This window comes from Nocardioides aestuarii (assembly GCF_039527245.1).
Taxonomy (GTDB): Bacteria; Actinomycetota; Actinomycetes; order Propionibacteriales; family Nocardioidaceae; genus Nocardioides; species Nocardioides aestuarii.
Genome location: NZ_BAAAJT010000003.1, coordinates 158,284 through 176,062 on the forward strand (window position 1 = coordinate 158,284; position 17,779 = coordinate 176,062).

17 protein-coding genes are annotated in these 17,779 nt (G+C 72.5%); 12 read left to right on the top strand and 5 right to left on the bottom strand.

Annotated elements, in window-relative coordinates; translation table 11 throughout:
* Positions 1–42 precede the first annotated feature (42 nt).
* Together sucB and lpdA are read right to left on the bottom strand one after the other, a co-directional pair.
* Positions 43–1,923, bottom strand: coding sequence for a 2-oxoglutarate dehydrogenase, E2 component, dihydrolipoamide succinyltransferase (sucB, locus tag ABD091_RS18290; protein WP_343921298.1), 1,881 nt, complete (start codon positions 1,921–1,923; stop codon positions 43–45).
* Positions 1,924–1,964: 41 nt separating this feature from the next.
* Positions 1,965–3,341 carry a dihydrolipoyl dehydrogenase gene (gene lpdA / locus ABD091_RS18295; protein WP_343921300.1) on the bottom strand — a complete coding sequence of 459 codons (1,377 nt, stop codon included), beginning with the start codon at positions 3,339–3,341 and terminating at the stop codon, positions 1,965–1,967.
* 139 nt (positions 3,342–3,480) lie between these two features.
* Between lpdA and ABD091_RS18300 the strand changes: the two genes are divergently transcribed.
* Positions 3,481–3,852, top strand: coding sequence for a hypothetical protein (locus tag ABD091_RS18300; RefSeq protein ID WP_343921302.1), 372 nt, complete (start codon positions 3,481–3,483; stop codon positions 3,850–3,852).
* 12 nt (positions 3,853–3,864) lie between these two features.
* On the opposite strand, the gene ABD091_RS18305 is transcribed toward ABD091_RS18300, so the two are convergent.
* Positions 3,865–5,415, bottom strand: coding sequence for a leucyl aminopeptidase (locus ABD091_RS18305; RefSeq protein WP_343921304.1), 1,551 nt, complete (start codon positions 5,413–5,415; stop codon positions 3,865–3,867).
* A gap of 66 nt (positions 5,416–5,481) precedes the next feature.
* On the opposite strand from ABD091_RS18305, the gene gcvT reads away from it, so the two are divergent.
* The 8 genes from gcvT to ABD091_RS18345 are packed head-to-tail and all read left to right on the top strand — an operon-like array spanning position 5,482 to position 11,300.
* Positions 5,482–6,597: a glycine cleavage system aminomethyltransferase GcvT gene (gene gcvT / locus ABD091_RS18310; protein ID WP_343921306.1), complete on the top strand. Its 1,116-nt coding sequence runs from the start codon at positions 5,482–5,484 to the stop codon at positions 6,595–6,597.
* Positions 6,597–6,854, top strand: coding sequence for a hypothetical protein (locus ABD091_RS18315; RefSeq protein WP_343921308.1), 258 nt, complete (start codon positions 6,597–6,599; stop codon positions 6,852–6,854). Before gcvT ends, ABD091_RS18315 begins: the two co-directional genes overlap by 1 nt.
* Before the next feature lie 40 nt (positions 6,855–6,894).
* On the top strand, positions 6,895–8,418 hold the full coding sequence (locus ABD091_RS18320) for a hypothetical protein (protein ID WP_343921310.1): 1,524 nt from the start codon (positions 6,895–6,897) through the stop codon (positions 8,416–8,418).
* Positions 8,419–8,434: 16 nt separating this feature from the next.
* The gene (locus ABD091_RS18325; protein WP_343921312.1) at positions 8,435–9,259 is read left to right on the top strand and encodes a PhzF family phenazine biosynthesis protein; all 825 of its coding nucleotides are present in this window, start codon (positions 8,435–8,437) and stop codon (positions 9,257–9,259) included.
* A gap of 10 nt (positions 9,260–9,269) precedes the next feature.
* Positions 9,270–10,064 carry a thymidylate synthase gene (locus ABD091_RS18330; protein WP_343921314.1) on the top strand — a complete coding sequence of 265 codons (795 nt, stop codon included), beginning with the start codon at positions 9,270–9,272 and terminating at the stop codon, positions 10,062–10,064.
* Positions 10,054–10,539, top strand: coding sequence for a dihydrofolate reductase (locus ABD091_RS18335; RefSeq protein ID WP_343921316.1), 486 nt, complete (start codon positions 10,054–10,056; stop codon positions 10,537–10,539). Before ABD091_RS18330 ends, ABD091_RS18335 begins: the two co-directional genes overlap by 11 nt.
* The gene (locus ABD091_RS18340) at positions 10,536–10,940 is read left to right on the top strand and encodes an NUDIX hydrolase (RefSeq protein ID WP_343921318.1); all 405 of its coding nucleotides are present in this window, start codon (positions 10,536–10,538) and stop codon (positions 10,938–10,940) included. Before ABD091_RS18335 ends, ABD091_RS18340 begins: the two co-directional genes overlap by 4 nt.
* 9 nt (positions 10,941–10,949) lie before the next feature.
* The gene (locus ABD091_RS18345) at positions 10,950–11,300 is read left to right on the top strand and encodes a hypothetical protein (RefSeq protein ID WP_343921320.1); all 351 of its coding nucleotides are present in this window, start codon (positions 10,950–10,952) and stop codon (positions 11,298–11,300) included.
* 3 nt (positions 11,301–11,303) lie between these two features.
* On the opposite strand, the gene ABD091_RS18350 is transcribed toward ABD091_RS18345, so the two are convergent.
* Positions 11,304–11,450, bottom strand: coding sequence for a hypothetical protein (locus ABD091_RS18350; protein ID WP_343921322.1), 147 nt, complete (start codon positions 11,448–11,450; stop codon positions 11,304–11,306).
* 54 nt (positions 11,451–11,504) lie between these two features.
* A complete protein-coding gene (locus ABD091_RS18355) occupies positions 11,505–13,166 on the bottom strand; it encodes a CHAP domain-containing protein (protein ID WP_343921324.1) in 1,662 nt (553 codons plus the stop codon).
* A gap of 142 nt (positions 13,167–13,308) precedes the next feature.
* On the opposite strand from ABD091_RS18355, the gene dapA reads away from it, so the two are divergent.
* Genes dapA through ABD091_RS18370 form a run of 3 tightly spaced genes read left to right on the top strand, consistent with a single transcriptional unit; the run spans position 13,309 to position 17,766 of the window.
* Positions 13,309–14,211 carry a 4-hydroxy-tetrahydrodipicolinate synthase gene (dapA, locus tag ABD091_RS18360; RefSeq protein WP_343921326.1) on the top strand — a complete coding sequence of 301 codons (903 nt, stop codon included), beginning with the start codon at positions 13,309–13,311 and terminating at the stop codon, positions 14,209–14,211.
* Between the two features lie 52 nt (positions 14,212–14,263).
* A complete protein-coding gene (locus tag ABD091_RS18365; RefSeq protein ID WP_343921328.1) occupies positions 14,264–15,955 on the top strand; it encodes a ribonuclease J in 1,692 nt (563 codons plus the stop codon).
* A 29-nt stretch (positions 15,956–15,984) separates the two neighbouring features.
* On the top strand, positions 15,985–17,766 hold the full coding sequence (locus tag ABD091_RS18370) for a sensor histidine kinase (protein WP_343921330.1): 1,782 nt from the start codon (positions 15,985–15,987) through the stop codon (positions 17,764–17,766).
* Positions 17,767–17,779: the final 13 nt, after the last annotated feature.

Below are 17,779 nucleotides of genomic sequence, written 5' to 3' on the forward strand. Positions count from 1 at the left end.
CGTCCGTGGCGACCCGGCGTCAGCGACCGGGTGCGGCGGGGGTCAGACCTCGAACTGACCGGCCTCGAGGCGCTGCTTGACCTCACGCAGGAACCGGCCCGCGTCGGCGCCGTCGACCAGCTGGTGGTCGTAGGTCAACGACAGGTAGACCATGTGGCGCACCGCGATCGTCTCGCCCAGGTTGGGGTCGTCGATCACGACCGGGCGCTTCACCACGGCACCGGGGCCGAGGATCGCGACCTGCGGCTTGTTGATGATCGGGGTGTCGAAGAGCGCCCCGAAGCTGCCGAGGTTGGTGATGGTGAAGGTGCCGCCCGACAGCTCGTCGGGGCCGATCTTGTTGGTGCGGGTGCGCTCGGCGACGTCGGCGATCTTCTTGGCCAGACCGGCGATCGAGAGGTCGCCGGCGTCCTTGACCACCGGCGTGAGCAGGCCCTTCTCCGTGTCCACGGCGAAGGCGACGTGCTCGCGGTCGAAGTAGGTGACCTCGCCCGCCTCGGTGTCGATCGTGGCGTTGAGGGCCGGGTGCTGCTTGAGCGCGTCGATCGCGGCCTTGGCGAAGAACGGCAGGTAGGACAGCTTCACGCCCTCACGGGCCAGGAAGTCGGCCTTCACCTCCTCGCGCATCCGCGCGATGCGGGTGACGTCGACCTCCATCACCTGCGTCAGCTGGGCCGAGCCGTGGAGCGACTCGACCATGCGCGAGGCGATGATCTTGCGCAGCCGCGACAGCGACTCGGTCTTGCCGCGCAGCGGCGACGGGTCGCTGCTGGGGGCCTGGGCAGCCGGCGCCTGGCTGGCACCGGCGGACGCCGCCGGTGCCTCGGCGGCGGGAGCGGCCTTGGCCGCGCTGGCGGCGGCCTCGAGCACGTCCTGCTTGCGGATCCGGCCACCGACGCCGGTGCCCGTCACCGTCGAGAGGTCGACGTCGTGCTGGGCGGCCATCTTGCGCACCAGCGGGGTGACGTAGGAGGCCGGCTCGTCGCGGTCCTTCTCCTGCTTCGGGGCCTCCTGCTTCGGGGTCTCCTGCTTCGGGGCCTCCTGCTTCGGGGCCTCCTGGGCCGCGGGCTGCTCCTTCTCCCGCTCCGGGGTCTCGTCACCCGGCGGGAGGTCGCCCTTCTCCTCCTCGACCTGCTCCTCCTGCTCGGCCTTCTTCTCGGCCTGCTCCTCGTCCTTCGGCTGGGCCTCGGGCTCGGCCTTCTCCTCGGCAGGGGCTGCCGAGCCGTCGCCGATGACGGCCAGCTCGGCGCCGACCTCGACGGTCTCGTCCTCGCTGACCTTGATCTCCTGGAGCGTGCCGGCGACCGGCGAGGGGATCTCGGTGTCGACCTTGTCGGTGGAGACCTCGAGCAGCGGCTCGTCGACCGCGACCTCGTCGCCGACCTGCTTCAGCCAGCGGGTGACGGTGCCCTCGGTGACCGACTCGCCCAGCGCGGGCAGGGTCACCGACGTACCGCCGCCCCCGCCGCCGCCGGAGGACTTCTCCTCCGCGGCCGGCTCCTCGGCGGGCTGCTCGGACGGGGTCGACTCCTCCTGCTCGACCTCCTCGGCCTGCTGCTCGGCCCGCTCCTGCTCGACGTCCTCGCCGCCACCCGCGGAGTCGTCGGACTCCGCGGAGTCGTCGGACTCCTCGGACTCCTCGGAACCCGAATCGTCGGACCCGCCGGAGTCGCCGCCGGCCTCGGACTCGTCACCGACCATCGCCAGCACGGCGCCGACCTCGACGGTGTCGTCCTCGTTGACCTTGATCTCGACCAGCGTGCCGGCCACGGGGGAGGGGATCTCGGTGTCGACCTTGTCGGTGGAGACCTCCAGCAGCGGCTCGTCGACCGCCACCTGGTCGCCGACCTGCTTCAGCCAGCGGGTGACGGTGCCTTCGGTGACGGACTCGCCGAGCGCGGGGAGGGTGACTTCGGTGGCCAATGCTCTTCCTTCTGTTGGAGAACCGGGTGGAGTTGTCGTGGTCAGGAGTGGGCGTGCAGCGGCTTGCCGGCCAGGGCCAGGTGGGCCTCGCCGAGCGCCTCGTTCTGGGTGGGGTGGGCGTGGACCAGGGGCGCGACGTCGTCGGCGTGGGCCTCCCAGCCGTAGATCAGCTGGGCCTCGCCGATGAGCTCGCCGACCCGGTCGCCGACGAGGTGGACGCCGAGGACCGGCCCGTCGGTGCGGCGTACGAGCTTGACGAAGCCCTGGGTCTGGAGGATCTGGCTCTTGCCGTTGCCGCCGAGGTCGTAGGTGAGGCTCTCGATCTGGTCGGCGCCGTGCGCCTCGACCGCCTGGGCCTCGGTGAGCCCGACCGAGGCGACCTCGGGGTGGGAGTAGGTGACCCGCGGGATGCCGGCGGGGTCGATCGGGGCCGGCTCGAGGCCGGCGATGTGCTCGGCGACGAGGATGCCCTGCTGGAAGCCGCGGTGGGCCAGCTGGAGCCCGGGGACAATGTCGCCGACGGCGTAGACACCCTCGACGTTGGTCCGGCACATCTCGTCGGCGAGGACGAACCCGCGGTCCATGGCGACACCCTGCTCGTCGTAGCCGAGGCCGTTGGTCACGGGTCCGCGGCCGACAGCGACGAGCAGCAGCTCGGCCTCGATGACGTCACCACCCTCGACCGTGACGGCGACGCCGTCGTCGGTGGTCTTGACGCTCTGGAAGGGCGTGCCGGTCCGGAAGGCGATGCCGCGCTTGCGGAACGCGCGTTCGAGCGCCTTCGACGACGCCTCGTCCTCGGCCGCCACCAGCCGGGGCAGCGCCTCGACGATGGTCACCTCGGCGCCGAAGCTGCGCCAGACGCTCGCGAACTCGCACCCGATCACGCCGCCGCCGAGGACGACCACGGAGGACGGGACCTTCTCGAGGCGGAGCGCGTGCTCGCTGGTGATGACGCGCTCGCCGTCGACGTCGAGGCCGGGGAGCGAGCGGCTGTAGGAGCCGGAGGCGAGCACGACGTGCTTGCCCGTGTAGGCCGTCCCGCCGACGGTGACCTCGCGCGAACCGGTGAGCCGGCCGTCGCCCTCGATCACGGTGATGCCGCGGGACTTGATCAGTCCGGTGAGCCCCTTGAACAGGCGGCCGACGACCTTGTCCTTGTAGTCGTTGACGCCGGCCATGTCGATGCCGTCGAGCGTGGCCTGCACGCCGAAGGCGGAGGACTCCCGCGCAGAGTCGGCGACCTCGGCCGCGTGGAGAAGGGCCTTGGTGGGGATGCAGCCGACGTGGAGGCAGGTGCCGCCGAGGTTGCCCTTCTCGACCAGTCCGACCGACAGCCCGAGCTGCGCTGCCCGCAGGGCGCAGGCGTAGCCGCCCGAACCGGCCCCGAGGATCAGTACGTCGAACTCGTCGGACACGGCACCTTCTGCGTCGGACACGCTGCTCCCTCCAGGCGCGAGCTCCCTCGGCTCGCGCCGCCCCATCTTTGCACTCTTTGCACAGCGGCTCGCAACGTGTCGCCCGCACGGTGGGGCACGACCCGGCACACTGGACCCCATGGGGTTGTTCGACCGCTTCCGCAGTGGCCGCGGATCGCGCCAGAAGATGCGACGTCCCTCGCGCGACGCCGCCCGCACCGGCTCGACCACCGTGCGTGCCTCCGACCGTGCCGACGAGCAGCACCTCACGACGTGGGTGTCAGAACGTCGCGGGGTGGAGGGCTTCGTCGAGCCCCGCACGGCCGTCAGCGACGTCACCCTGCTCCTCGTCGCCCACGACGGCGAGTGGACCCGACGCCGTGTGCCGTCGGTCCAGTGGGCCCACCAGTTCTGCAACAAGCACCAGGTGCCCTCCTACGACGCGGCCGTGGTCGGCATCCCGCAGCGGATGCGCGACTACAACCGGCGCAGGAAGTCCGGCGAGCTCTAGTCGAGGCGGTCGCTACTTCTTCTTCCCGGCCGACAGCGACCGGGCGTACTCGACGAGGGTGGTGACGGCGAAGCCGGTGCCACCGGTCGTGACGTGGCCGTAGGCGCCGCCGGAGCGGTAGGACGGGCCGGCGATGTCGAGGTGGGCCCACGGGACGTCGGCGGTGAACTCACGGAGGAACGCGCCGGCGTAGAGGCCGCCGCCCATCCGGTTCCAGTCGTGCTGGAGGACGTCGGCGATCTTGCTGCCCTTGACACGCTCGCCCATCTCCTCGGGCAGCGGCATCGGCCAGTGGGTCTCGCCCGCGGTCTCGCCCGCGGCGAGGACGTCGTCGACGACCGACTCGGTGCCCATGACGCCGCCGACCCGGTCGCCGAGCGCGAGCACCATGTGTCCGGTGAGGGTGGCGACGTCGACGATCACGTCGGGCTCCAGCTCGGTGGCGCGCACGATGCCGTCGGCCAGGACCAACCGGCCCTCGGCGTCGGTGTTGAGGACCTCGACGGTGGTGCCGCCGTAGATCTTCAGCACGTCACCGGGGCGCGTCGCGGAGCCCGACACCATGTTCTCGGCCATCGGCACGAAGGTCGTGACCCGGATCGGCAGCCCGAGCTCGGCGATCGCGAGCGTCGCCTGCACCACCGCGGCGGCACCGGCCATGTCGGACTTCATCTCGTGCATGTTCTGCGACGGCTTGATGGAGAGGCCGCCGGAGTCGAAGGTGATGCCCTTGCCGACCAGCGCGAGGTGGGTCGTCGCACCCTTCGGCGCATAGGTCAGCTCGACCAGGCGCGGCGGGGCGTCGGAACCCGCACCGACGCCCAGGATGCCGCCGCAGCCGAGCTCGGCCAGGCTCTTCTCGTCGTGGACGACGGCCTTCACCCTGGTCCTGCCGCGACCCTTGGCGGTCGCCCCGGCGGCCTCGACGACGGCGTCGGCGAAGGACGGCGGCCGGAGGTCGGCCGGGGGGGTGTTGACCCAGTCGCGGGTCGTGGCGACGGCGGCGGCGAGCACCTGCGCGGTCTCGAACGCGTCGGCCACGGCGGACTTGCGGGCCGACGGCGACAGCACGGTGACGGTGCCGGGCGCCGAGGTGTCGCTGGGCTTCTTGTAGCTGGTGAAGGTGTAGCCACCGAGCGCCCAGCCCTCCGTGACGGCCCGGACCTCCTCGGGCGTGTCCGCAGGGAGGGCGAGCGCGACGGACGCCGCGTTGGTCACGGCGCGGGCGGCCGCACCGGCCGCGCGGCGTACGGCGACCTGGTCGGGACCGGCGTCCTTGCCCGACCCCACCGGGCCGAGGCCGACCAGCACGAGCACCGGGGAGGACAGCGTCCCGCCCGTCGGGATGCGGTGGACCTCGCCGGCCTTGCCGGTCACGCCGAGGCTGGCGAGGAGCGGCCGGAACTTGCGGCCATAGGCCTTCGCGACGTCCTCGCCGCCGGCCGCGACCTGCGCCTCGGGCTTGTCGCCGGACGATCCCTTGCGCTGCTGCACCACCCCCACCACGACGGCGTCGGCTCGGGTCTTCGCAGGGTTGGCGGCTCGCAGCTGGTAAGTCGTCACCGGGGCAGGATACGGGTCCGGCGAGGGACCGGTTCAGCAGCCGTGCGCTGCGATAGGTTCGACGGCATGAGCGACGCACCGAAGACCTCGCCGCTTCACGACCGACACGTCGCGCTCGGGGCGAAGCTCGCGGAGTTCGGCGGTTGGTCGATGCCGCTGGAATACCCCGGCGGCACCGTCGGCGAGCACACCGCGGTCCGCACCACCGTCGGCGTCTTCGACGTCAGCCACCTCGGCAAGGTCCTCGTCACCGGACCCGGCGCGGCCGACTTCGTCAACGCGACGATGAGCAACGACCTCGCGAAGATCTCGCCCGGCCAGGCGCAGTACACCCTCTGCCTCGACGACGCCACCGGCGGCGTCGTCGACGACCTGATCGCCTACTGGCAGGACGACGAGCACGTGCTCCTCGTCCCCAATGCGGCCAACAGCGCCGAGGTCGTACGCCGCCTCCGGGCCGAGGCGCCCGAGGGCGTCGAGGTCATCGACCACCATGACGACTACGCGGTCCTCGCCGTGCAGGGCAGCCGCTCCGACGAGGTGCTCGATGCCGTCGGGCTCCCGACCGGGCACGACTACATGTCCTTCGTCGAGGCCGCGCTCGACGAGGACTCCGACGTGGCGGTCGTGGTGTGCCGCACGGGCTACACCGGCGAGCGCGGCTACGAGCTCATCGTCGCCAACGACGCGGCGGGGACGCTCTGGGACCGGATCCTCGAGGCCGGCGCCGCCCACGACATCAAGCCCTGCGGGCTCGGCGCCCGCGACACGCTGCGCACCGAGATGGGCTACCCCCTCCACGGCCAGGACATCACCCTCGACGTCACGCCCAACCAGGCGCGGCTCGGCTGGGCCGTCGGCTGGAAGAAGGAGCGGTTCTGGGGCGACGCGGCCGTCCGGGCCGAGAAGGAGGAGGGCCCGAAGCGGCTGCTCCGAGGGCTGGTCGCCACCGGCCGCGGGATCCCGCGCCCGGGCATGACCGTCTCGCTCGCCGCCGACGTGCCGCTGTGCGAGGTCACCTCCGGCACCTTCAGCCCGACCCTGCGCAAGGGGATCGGCCTCGCGCTGGTCCCGACGATGGTCGACCCCGACGCCGAGGTCGGTGTCGACGTCCGCGGCCGCCGCGAGGTCTTCCAGCTCGTCAAGCCGCCCTTCGTCGACACGAGCGTCCGGGAGTCCTGATGAACCTGCCCGACCAACCGTCGTCGTTCCGCCGCCCGTCCCCGGCCGACCGGCCGTGGTGGTGGCGTCTCGAGGACTCCGCCGGCACCGAGGTGTCGGTCCCCGACGAGCTCGCCGGCCAGCGCTTCACCAGCCAGGCCGACGCCGAGTCGTGGGTCGGGGAGACCTGGTCCGACCTGGCCGCCGAGGGCGTCGACCAGGTGACGTTGGTGGAGCACGAGCGGGTCGTCTACGGCCCGATGTCGCTCCACGCCTGAGACCCATCCCCGGGCCGGGTCGCTCCGAATCACCGACGACATGGCCCGCGACCGCTCCACCGACGACCGTGACTTCGGCGACTGGCTCGCCGCGCGCTGGCCGACCCTCGTCCGCACCCTGCTGCTGCTCGGGCTCGGCCGGGCCGACTCTCGGGCGGTCGCCTTCGCGACCGTGGTCGCCGCTCGTCCCGACTTCGCCCGCCTCCACCGCGAGGAGGACGTCGACGTGGCGGTCCAGCGCGAGCTCCACCACGAGCTCACCCGGCACCGCCGGCGGCACCCGGAGCAGCCGTGGGTCGATCCCGCGCCGGACGGGGACGCCGGGCCGGAGGCGGTCGAGCGCCTCGAGGAGGTCTGCGCCGCCCTCGCCGCCCTGTCGGCGGGGCAGCGGGAGGTCGTCGTGCTGCGGCAGGTGGCCGGCCTCGCCGACGACCAGGTCGCCGACGTCCTCGACCGGGTCCCGGAGCAGGCGCCGCTGCTGCCCGACCCGGACGTCCTCCTCGCGCTCTCGGCGCTCCACGTCGACCTCCTCCCGGTCGCCGAGGTCGCGTCGGCCGTGCGCGCGCTCCGCGCCCGCGTCGTACGCCGCGCGCTGGTCGTGACGGTCGCGCTGCTGCTCGTCGTGGCCGGTGTGGCGTGGTGGTTGCGGCCGGGGGACGACGGGATCGGTGAGGTGGTCGAGGCCGAGAACCCGCTGCCGCTCGCGTGGTACGGCAACGGCCGGCTCCACCTGGACGACGTGGTCGTGACCGTGCCGGCCGTGGTCGACCTCGTGTCGGTGCCGGGCGGGGCGGTCATGGCCGACCAGGAGGGCGTCGTGACGCTCGTCGGGGACGAGGGCGGGACGACGCGGCTGGGCCGCACGGTGCCGGGCGACGGCCTCGTCGCCGAGCCGGACAACGGATGGGTGGCGTGGGCCGACCCGGGTGCCGGCGACCCTGAGCTCGTGGTGTTCGACACCCGGGTGGGCGAGGAGGTCGGCCGTCGCTCGCTCGCATCGCCGGGCGAGGGCGGCGGGCAGCCGGTGGCGGGCAGCGGCCCGGTCGCCGTCGACGGCGAGCGCGTCTACTACGCGGCGCGCGGCAACGACTACGTGTGGGAGCCGCTGCGTGGTGACGCGTTCGCGCTCGAGGGCAGCCTGGCCGACGTCGCCGGCGGCGCCCGGTTGAGCAGCTTCGCGGAGGGCTACTTGCTCCAGGCGGGTGCCTACCGTCGGGGCACGCCGGTCGCGGGCAGCGAGGGACGGCTCACCGCTGACGGGCGATACCTGTTCGTGCGCGACTCCGTGGAGGAGGTCCGCGTCTACGAGACCTCGACCGGGCGACGGCTGCCGAGGATGTACTCGCCCAGCGACGCGCCGGTCAGCTGGGCCTACTCCGAGGACGGCCGTTTCTGGTTCGCCGTGGAGCACGACCTGCAGGACAAGACCTACCAGGACACGCTCCAGATGCCCTCGCGCGGCAACTACCGGATCTACGAGTGCGTGCCGGGCCGCTCGGACGTCTGCATCGACCGCGCCGAGGTGGCCGAGGACGCTCCCGAGCCACCGGTCCTGGCCCACTGATCGCTAGCGTGTGCTCGTGCATGACTTCCGGCAGGTCGACGTCTTCTCCTCCGCGCGGCTGCGCGGCAACCCGGTCGCCGTGGTCCACGACGCCGGGGAGGTCGACGACGCGACGATGCAGACGTTCGCCCGGTGGACCAACCTGAGCGAGACGACGTTCCTGCTGCCGCCCACGGACCCCGCCGCCGACTACCGGTTGCGGATCTTCACGCCCTTCGCGGAGCTCCCGTTCGCCGGACACCCCACGATCGGCAGCGCCCACGCGTGGCTGGAGGCCGGGGGTGTGCCGGCCCGTGACGACCGGGTCGTGCAGGAGTGCGCCGCGGGGCTCGTGATGCTGCGGCGGGGCGGCCGGCTGGCGTTCTCGGCGCCGCCGCTGGTCCGCTCCGGGCCCGTCGCCGACGCCGACGTCGCCGCGGTGGTCGACGCGATCGGCCTCGACCCGGCCGACGTGCTCGAGGCGGCGTGGGTCGACAACGGGCCCGGCTGGATGGGGCTGCTGGTCCGCGACGCCGACCTGGTGCTGTCGCTGGAGCCCGACTTCTCCCGGCTCCACGAGGACGTGGGCGTCGTGGGCCTGCGCGAGGACGGCGACACGGCCTGCGAGGTCCGCGCCTTCTGCCCGGCCGGTTCGGGCATCACCGAGGACCCGGTCACCGGCAGCCTCAACGCCGGGCTCGCGCAGTGGCTCGCCGGCCGGGTCCTGCCGGCGGCGTACGTCGCGGCGCAGGGGACGGCGATCGGTCGTGCCGGCCGGGTGCACGTCGAGGTCGTGGGGGAGGACATCTGGGTCGGCGGCGACGCGCAGACGGTCGTACGCGGGACGGTCTCGCTGCCGTAGAGTCGGCTCCGTGCAGGCCTACCTCGACCTCCTCCAGCGGATCCTCGACGAGGGCGTGGAGAAGGGTGACCGCACCGGCACCGGCACGCTGTCGGTCTTCGGCCACCAGATGCGCTTCGACCTCGCCGAGGGCTTCCCGCTGGTGACCACGAAGAAGGTGCACACGCGCTCGGTCTTCGCCGAGCTCCTGTGGTTCCTGCGCGGCGACACCAACGTGAAGTGGCTGCAGGACCGCGGCGTCACGATCTGGGACGAGTGGGCCGACGAGGACGGCGACCTCGGGCCCGTCTACGGCTATCAGTGGCGGTCGTGGCCCGCGCCCGACGGCCGCCACGTCGACCAGGTCGCCCAGCTCGTCGAGAACCTGAGGGCCGACCCCGACAGCCGTCGCCACATCGTGTCGGCCTGGAACGTCGCCGACATCCCTCAGATGGCACTCGCGCCCTGCCACGCGTTCTTCCAGTTCTACGTCGCGCAGGGGCGGCTCTCCTGCCAGCTCTACCAGCGCTCGGCCGACGTCTTCCTGGGCGTGCCCTTCAACATCGCGTCCTACGCGCTGCTGACCCACATGCTCGCGCAGGTGACGGGGCTGGAGGTCGGCGACTTCGTCCACACGCTCGGCGACGCCCACCTCTACTCCAACCACCTCGACCAGGCCCGGCTCCAGCTGACCCGTGATCCGCGAGCGCTGCCGACGCTGCGGCTCGACCCGGCCGTGACCGAGATCGACGCCTTCGACCTCGACCACATCACGATCGAGGGCTACGACCCCCACCCCGGGATCAAGGCCCCCATTGCCGTCTGAGCCCGCTCCCGGGCGCCGCGTCGTCCTGATCGCCGCCGTCGCCGAGAACGGTGTGATCGGCGCCGACGGCGGCATCCCCTGGCACCTGCCCGAGGACTTCGCCCACTTCAAGGCGACCACGCTCGGCCACACGCTCGTCATGGGACGGGCGACCTACGAGTCGATCGGCCGGCCCCTGCCCGGTCGCGCCACGGTCGTGCTGACCCGCGACCCGACGTGGTCGGCCGAGGGCGTCACCACCGCGCCCGACCTCGAGTCCGCGCTCGCGGGGCTCACCGGCGACGTCTTCGTGGCGGGGGGAGCACAGGTCTATGCCGCCGCGCTCCCGCTCGCCGACGCCCAGGTCATCAGCGAGGTCCACCTCGCGCCGTCCGGTGACACCCACTATCCCGCCGTCGACCGGTCCGAGTGGCACGAGACGTCCCGGGTCCCCGGCGACGACTTCGACGTCGTCACCTGGGAGCGCGTGCGGTGACCGACGAGGAGCGCCTGCTGGTCGTGGCCGCCGTGGCGTTCCTGCGGGACGGGAAGGTGCTGACCGTCCGCAAGCGGGGCACCGACCGCTTCATGCTGGTCGGCGGGAAGATCGAGGCGGGGGAGTCACCCGAGCAGGCGGCTGTGCGGGAGGCGCACGAGGAGGTCGGCCTGGTGGCCTCGGACCTCCGGGCCCTGGGCCGGTTCTCCGCGGCGGCCGCCAACGAGCCGGGCCATCGCGTCGACTCCACGGTCTTCACCGCGGTCCTGACCGCCGAGCCGGTCGCGGCCGCCGAGATCGAGGAGCTGCGCTGGATGCGCCTCGACGACGAGCACGACGACCTCGCGCCGCTGCTCGTCGACCACGTGCTGCCCCTCCTGCGGCACCGCCGCGGGGACTAGCGTGCGTGGGTGCCCCTGGTCGAGATCACCCATGCCGCCCGGTTCGACGACGCTCAGCTGCGGTTGCTCGCCGAGCGGTTGCCGCACGAGGTGTCCCTGGCGGTCGAGTGTCCCGAGGAGCCCTACGACGGTGACCTGCGCCCCGGGGACGTCGACCTGCGCTTCCGTCCGCGTGGCCCCTACGACGCCGGCGGGCTCGACCTCGTCATCGAGGTGCGCTCGCGCTGGACCGCGAGCCGGGCGGAGACGCGCGACGACCGGTGCGAGCGCCTTCGCCGGTTCCTGGTGGACCTGGTGGGTACGCCGAGCGTCGGCGTGTTCCTGACGCTCCCTGTCGCCGGGTGGGCGCAGGGGGAGTAGCCGTCACCGGCCGGGGCGGGCGACCTTCGCGTAGTAGCTGGCGGCGACCTCGGCGACGTCCGCTGATGTCCCGAGGCGCGGGCGGGGCTCGCCCGTCTCGACCTCGGTGGGCTCGTCGGTCTTGTCGGCCTGCTTCTTCTCGTCGGGCATGGGATCCCCCTCGTCGTCAGTGGGTCGAGTCTAGGTCCTCGAGCGGCCCGGAGGTCAGGACAGGCGGTGGACCAGGGTGCGCTTCGGGGTCCTCGGGGCCGGGTCGACCTCGACGGCGACCCGTCCCCGCCCGGTCGCGGCGACCAGCTCGGGGCCGGTCTCACCGGTGACCCAGCGGCCGTGGGCGACGTCGCGGCCAGCGAGGACGTCCTTGTCCCAGCCGCCCCGCGTGCCCAGCTCGGCGCAGGCGGCCCGGGCCGAGACGACGCGGCAGAACGCCACCCCGTCGCGGGTCGGGACGAACGCGCGTGACAGCGGGTCCCCGGGCAGGGCGCGGTCGGCCCGCTTCGGCGTGTGCCAGCCCTGCTGGCCCATCACCGAGCAGGTCGCGCGGTCACCCGTGGCGCCGCAGGCGGCCGGTCCGTTGGTCGTGGCGAGCCACGTGACGCGGTCCAGGGCGGGGCGGTAGCGGTCGCGCCGGTCGAAGCCCCAGCTGCGGGTGGCGAGGTCGAAGGGCAGGCACGCGTGGGCGCTGCGCCCGCCGGCGGCGACGTCGCGGCAGAACCAGACCTTGCCGTCGCGTCCGGCGACGAACGTGCGTGACGTCTCGGTGCCCCAGCCGACCTCGCGGCCGGCGCGGACCAGCTCGGGACCACGCGGCGTACGCCGGGTGCAGCCGACCCGCTGGTCACGCGGACCGCCGCGCAGGCCGCAGACGACGGTCGCATCGCCCATGGCCACGCTGACCGCGGTGCCCTTCAGGTAGGGCGCCGCGAGCCGGGCCGGGGCACGGGTCCCGAGCGCGAGCCGGGTGGTCGCGGCGGCCGAGACGTTGCCAGCCGCGTCGTGGGCGGTCACGGAGTAGGAGTAGGGCTGCCCGGCCGAGGCGCGGCGGTCGGTCCAGCCAGGCCTCGCGGTCTCGGCGACGACGATGCCGTCGCGGCGGACCGTGTAGCCGGTGGTGCCGAGGTCGTCGGCCGACTTCGACCAGTCGACACGCACGCCGCCCTTCACCGAGCGGGCGCTGGGGTCGCCGGGCGCCTCGGGAGCGGTGTAGTCGACGGGGACCACGTCGGCGACGTGGATGAACTTGTCCGGCCAGCTGGAGTCACCGGGGTAGACCGTGTGGACGACGAAGCCGTTGTGGCCGTCGGTGTTCATCTCCGAGATCACGACCGAGCCGTCGGTGTTGACCGACTCGACGTAGGAGACGTGGCCGCGGGCGTACCAGCCGATCGCGCCGGGCGCGGGGACCTTGTTGGCCGCGATCTTCGCGCCCTTGGCGACCTTCGCCCACTCCGAGGCGTTGCCCCAGTGGCGACCGGCGTACCAGTTGCTGAAGGCCACCCCGTTGCGCTGGCTGACGCGGTAGGCCACCCAGGAGGTGCACTGGCCCTGGAAGAAGCCGAGGCCGTCGTTGACGCAGCCCGACCCGATGCTCGCCTCGTTGCAGTCCGGCGCGGCCGGCCACGGGTAGCCGTAGGTGTCGTGGGCGGTGTTGGTGCCGGGGTAGCCGGTCCAGACCTCGGGCTTCTCCGGCTTCTCCTGATTGTCCTCGGCGGGCTTGTCGGGCGCGCTCGGGGTGCCCGGGGGCGTGTTCGGGGGCGCGGCGAGGACCGCGGTCGACGGCAGCACCAGGGCCGCGAGCGTGACGCACGCGGCCACCAGGGCCAGGACCGGACGGGCGGTCCGGCGCGGGGCAGACGGGCTGGGCAAGGGTCCTCCACTGACATGGCGCGGCGCCCACGGGGGAGGGCGCACGGACCATGGTGAGCGGCTGTCCACCGTTGCGGAGCAAAACGCGCAAACCCGCCCGCCGGGAGCAGAACCGAGGTAGGGGAGCCGATACCCTGACCGCATGACCCCCTCGACCGCTCCCGAGGCCCCGTTCGGCCGCATGCTCACCGCGATGGCGACGGCGTTCACCGAGGACGGGTCGGTCGACCTCGACGGCACCGCGGCGATCGCGGCCCACCTCGTCGACAACGGCCACGACGGCGTCGTCGTCAGTGGCACGACGGGCGAGTCGCCGGCCACCAGCGTCGCCGAGGACGGCGACATCCTCCGTGTCGTCAAGGACGCGGTCGGGAGCCGCGCCAAGGTCGTCGCCGGCGTCGGCACCAACGCGACCGCCCACTCCGTCGAGCTGGCGCGTCAGGCCGAGAAGCTCGGGGCCGACGGCCTGCTGCTGGTGACGCCCTACTACAACAAGCCCAGCCAGGCCGGGGTCCTCCACCACTTCAGCGACGTCGTCCACGCGACCGACGTGCCGGTGATGCTCTACGACGTCCCGGGCCGCACCGGCACCACGATCGCGCTCGAGACCTACGAGGCGGCCCGCGACCTCGGACCGGTCGTGGCGGTCAAGGACGCGGTCGGCGACTTCGCCCGCGGCGTGCGGCTGGTCGACCTCGGCTACGCCGTCTACTCCGGCGACGACCACGCCAACCTCGGCTGGCTCGCCCACGGCGCCTGCGGCTTCGTCTCGGTCGTCGGCCACGCCGGCGGCCAGATGCTGGCCGCGATGGCCGGAGCGTTCTTCCACGGCGACCACACTGGCGCCCTCGCGCTCTACCACCGGCTGCTGCCGGCGATGGACGCGATCATGAAGGTCGACAACTACGGCGCGACGACCGCCAAGGCCGCGCTCGAGCTGCTCGGTGTCCTCGACAACCGACGGGTGCGCGGACCGCTGGTGCCGCTCACCGACGCCGAGGTGGCGCAGCTGCGGACGGGCCTCGAGGCTTCCGGCCTGCTCTAGGCGGCCACGCCCCTGCCGACACCTGGTCGGCACCACCGACGAAAGAGAGTCCATGTCCCACCCGCACCCCGAACTGTCCGCCCCCACTGAGCTCGCCGAGGGCGGGCTCCGGGTCATCCCGCTCGGCGGGCTGGGTGAGGTGGGTCGCAACATGACCGTCTTCGAGTACGCCGGGCGGTTGCTGATCGTCGACTGCGGCGTGCTGTTCCCCGAGGAGAACCACCCGGGCGTCGACCTGATCCTCCCCGACTTCGAGCCGATCCGTGACCGGCTCGACGACGTCGAGGCGCTGGTCCTGACCCACGGCCACGAGGACCACATCGGCGCGACGCCGTTCCTGCTGCGCGAGCGCGGCGACATCCCGCTGGTGGGGTCGGAGCTGACCCTGGCGCTGCTCGGCAGCAAGCTGCGCGAGCACCGGTTGCGCGAGACCGTCCACCACAAGGTCCGCGAGGGCGACACCCTGACGTTCGGGCCCTTCGAGCTCGAGTTCGTCGCGGTCAACCACTCGATCCCGGACGCGCTGGCCGTGGCCATCCGGACCGGCGCCGGTCTGGTGCTGCACACCGGTGACTTCAAGATGGACCAGCTCCCGCTCGACGGGCGCATCACCGACCTCCGGTCCTTCGCCCGACTGGGGGAGGAGGGGGTCGACCTCTTCATGGTCGACTCCACGAACGCCGAGGTGCCGGGCTTCACCACCTCCGAGCAGGAGATCGCGCCGGTCATCGAGCGGGTCTTCCACGAGAGCGACCAGCGGATCATCGTGGCCTGCTTCGCCTCCCACGTCCACCGCGTCCAGCAGGTCCTCGACGCGGCCGTCGAGCACGGCCGGAAGGTCGGCTACGTCGGCCGGTCGATGGTGCGCAACATGGCCATCGCCCGCGACCTCGGCTACCTCGACGTGCCGCCGGGTGTCGTCGTCGACGCCAAGGAGCTCGCCGACCTCGCCCCCGAGAAGCAGGTGCTGATCTCCACCGGGAGCCAGGGGGAGCCGCTGTCGGCCCTGGCCCGGATCGCCCAGCGCAACCACAACTTCGTGCACCTCGTGCCCGGCGACACCGTCGTGCTCGCCTCGAGCCTGATCCCCGGCAACGAGAACGCCGTCTACCGCGTGATCAACGGGCTCGCGCGGCTCGGCGCCAACGTGGTCCACAAGGGCAACGCCCTCGTGCACGTCTCCGGCCACGCCAGCGCGGGCGAGCTGCTCTACTGCTACAACATCGTGCGGCCCCGCAACGTGATGCCGGTGCACGGCGAGATCCGTCACCTGCTCGCCAACGGCGCGCTCGCCCGGCGTACGGGTGTCCCGGAGGAGCAGGTCGTCATCGCCGAGGACGGCGTGGTCGTCGACCTGGTCGACGGAGTGGCGTCGGTGGCCGGCAAGGTCGAGTGCGGCTACGTCTTCGTCGACGGGTCCTCGGTGGGTGACATCACCGAGTCCGACCTGAAGGACCGGCGAATCCTCGGCGAGGAGGGGTTCATCTCTGTCATCGTGGTCGTCGACTCGGTGACCGGCAAGGTCTCCGGGGGCCCGGAGATCCACGCCCGTGGTTTCGCGGAGGACGACTCGACCTTCGACGAGATCAAGCAGCCGATCATCGACGCCCTCCATCGCGCCCGGTCCGAGGGAGTCGACGACAACTACCAGCTGCAGCAGACGGTGCGGCGGGTGGTGGGACGGTGGGTCAACCAGGCACACCGCCGACGCCCGATGATCATCCCGGTGGTCATCGAGGCCTGACGAGCCGCCGCTCGGGAAGGACGGGACGCATGACGCGCTTCGACACCTTCAACGCCGACGGCGTGCGCCGTCTCTACGAGATCATTCGGCGCGTCAGCTCCTCGACCGACCTCTCGGAGGTCCTCGAGGAGATCGCACAGGGCGTCGTGGAGGGCCTGGGGTTCGGGGTGGCGGCGATCTCGCGCCTCGAGGGCGACACGTTCGTCATGGCAGCCGTCGGCGGTGACGACGAGGTGCGCGACCAGATCCTCGGGCGTCGTACGCCTGCCGAGCAGATCATCAAGCGCGAGTTCTCGATCGCCGACCACTGGGGCATCCTGCGGTTCGTCCCCCACGAGCGGCTCGGACCCGAGCAGATCGAGGGGCTCTGGGTGCCCGAGATCGAGGTGACCGACGACCCCGACGCCTGGCACCCGCTCGACACCCTCTACGCGCCGCTCTACTCCTCGACCGGTGCGCTGCTGGGCAACATGGCGGTCGACCTGCCGCCGGACAACAAGATCCCCAACCAGCAGCAGCGCGAGATCCTCGAGATGTTCGTCGTCCAGGCCGGTCTGGCTCTCGAGAACGCCCAGCGTCGCCAGCAGCTGAGCCGGCAGGTCCAGCTGGGTGAGGCGCTCAAGCAGCTGGCGCTGCTGTCCGGGTCGACCGAGATCGACCCGGCCCTGGAGAAGGCGGCCGACGCGATCCACGGGGCGATGCCGCTCGGCCAGGTCTCGCTGCGGGTCTTCGGCGACAACGTCGACGACCCGGTCGACCACTCCGCCGGAGCGCCGGCGCCGGTGGGAGCCAGCGACCACGTCGTGCGCTCGTTGCGCGCCGACCTGGTGCGTCATGCGGAGGCCGGCCACCAGCGGCCGCTGACGTTCTCGTTGCGTGACGACGACTTCCCCGCGCTGACCTCGGAGGCGTCGCTGCGCGAGCGGCTGGTCGCCGGGGGGTGGACCCACGGCCTGCTGGCCCCGATGAACGTGGACCGCGACGTGCTGGGCTACCTGGTGGTCCTCCGCGAGGACTCGCACCCCGACTTCGACGCCGACGAGGTCGACGCGGTCCACGAAGCCGGGCGGGAGCTGGGCCGCCTGGTGCGCGACGTGCGGCTGCGGCGTACGGAGCGCCGGCTGCTGGTCGAGCTGCGCGAGCTCGACCGCTACAAGGGCGAGCTGATTGCCACGATCTCCCACGAGCTCAAGACGCCGCTGACCTCGATCATCGGCCACACCGAGCTGCTCGAGGAGGCGGGCGTCCAGCCCGCCTCGGTCGGCGCGATCGGCCGCAACGCCGCGCGGCTCGACCGGCTGGTCACCAACCTGCTCAACTACTCACGCATCCAGGGCCGGCGCGAGCTGGAGCGGGTGCGCCTCGACCTCGCCGAGCTGTGCCGCTCGTCGGCGGAGATGTTGCGCATCCAGGCCGAGAACGCCGGCATCACCTTCACCCTCGACCTGCCTGACCGGCCGGTCTGGGTCAACGCCGACGCTGAGGAGCTGCCTCGCGTCGTCGACAACCTCTCGAGCAACGCGGTGAAGTACACCCCGCGCGGCGGCACGGTCGTCGTCGAGGTCCGCGCGGCCGGTGGCCACGGCGAGGTCGCCGTGCGTGACACCGGCCTCGGCATCTCGACCCAGGACCAGGTCCACCTCTTCTCGGCCTTCCACCGCTCCACCAACCCCGAGGCGCTGACCATCCCCGGCACCGGCCTGGGCCTGGCGATCGCGCGCACCATCGCCGAGATGCACGGGGGCACCATCGAGGTCACCTCCGAGCTCGGCACGGGCAGCACCTTCGTGCTCCGCGTCCCTCTCGCCTGACCCGGTCGGCAGT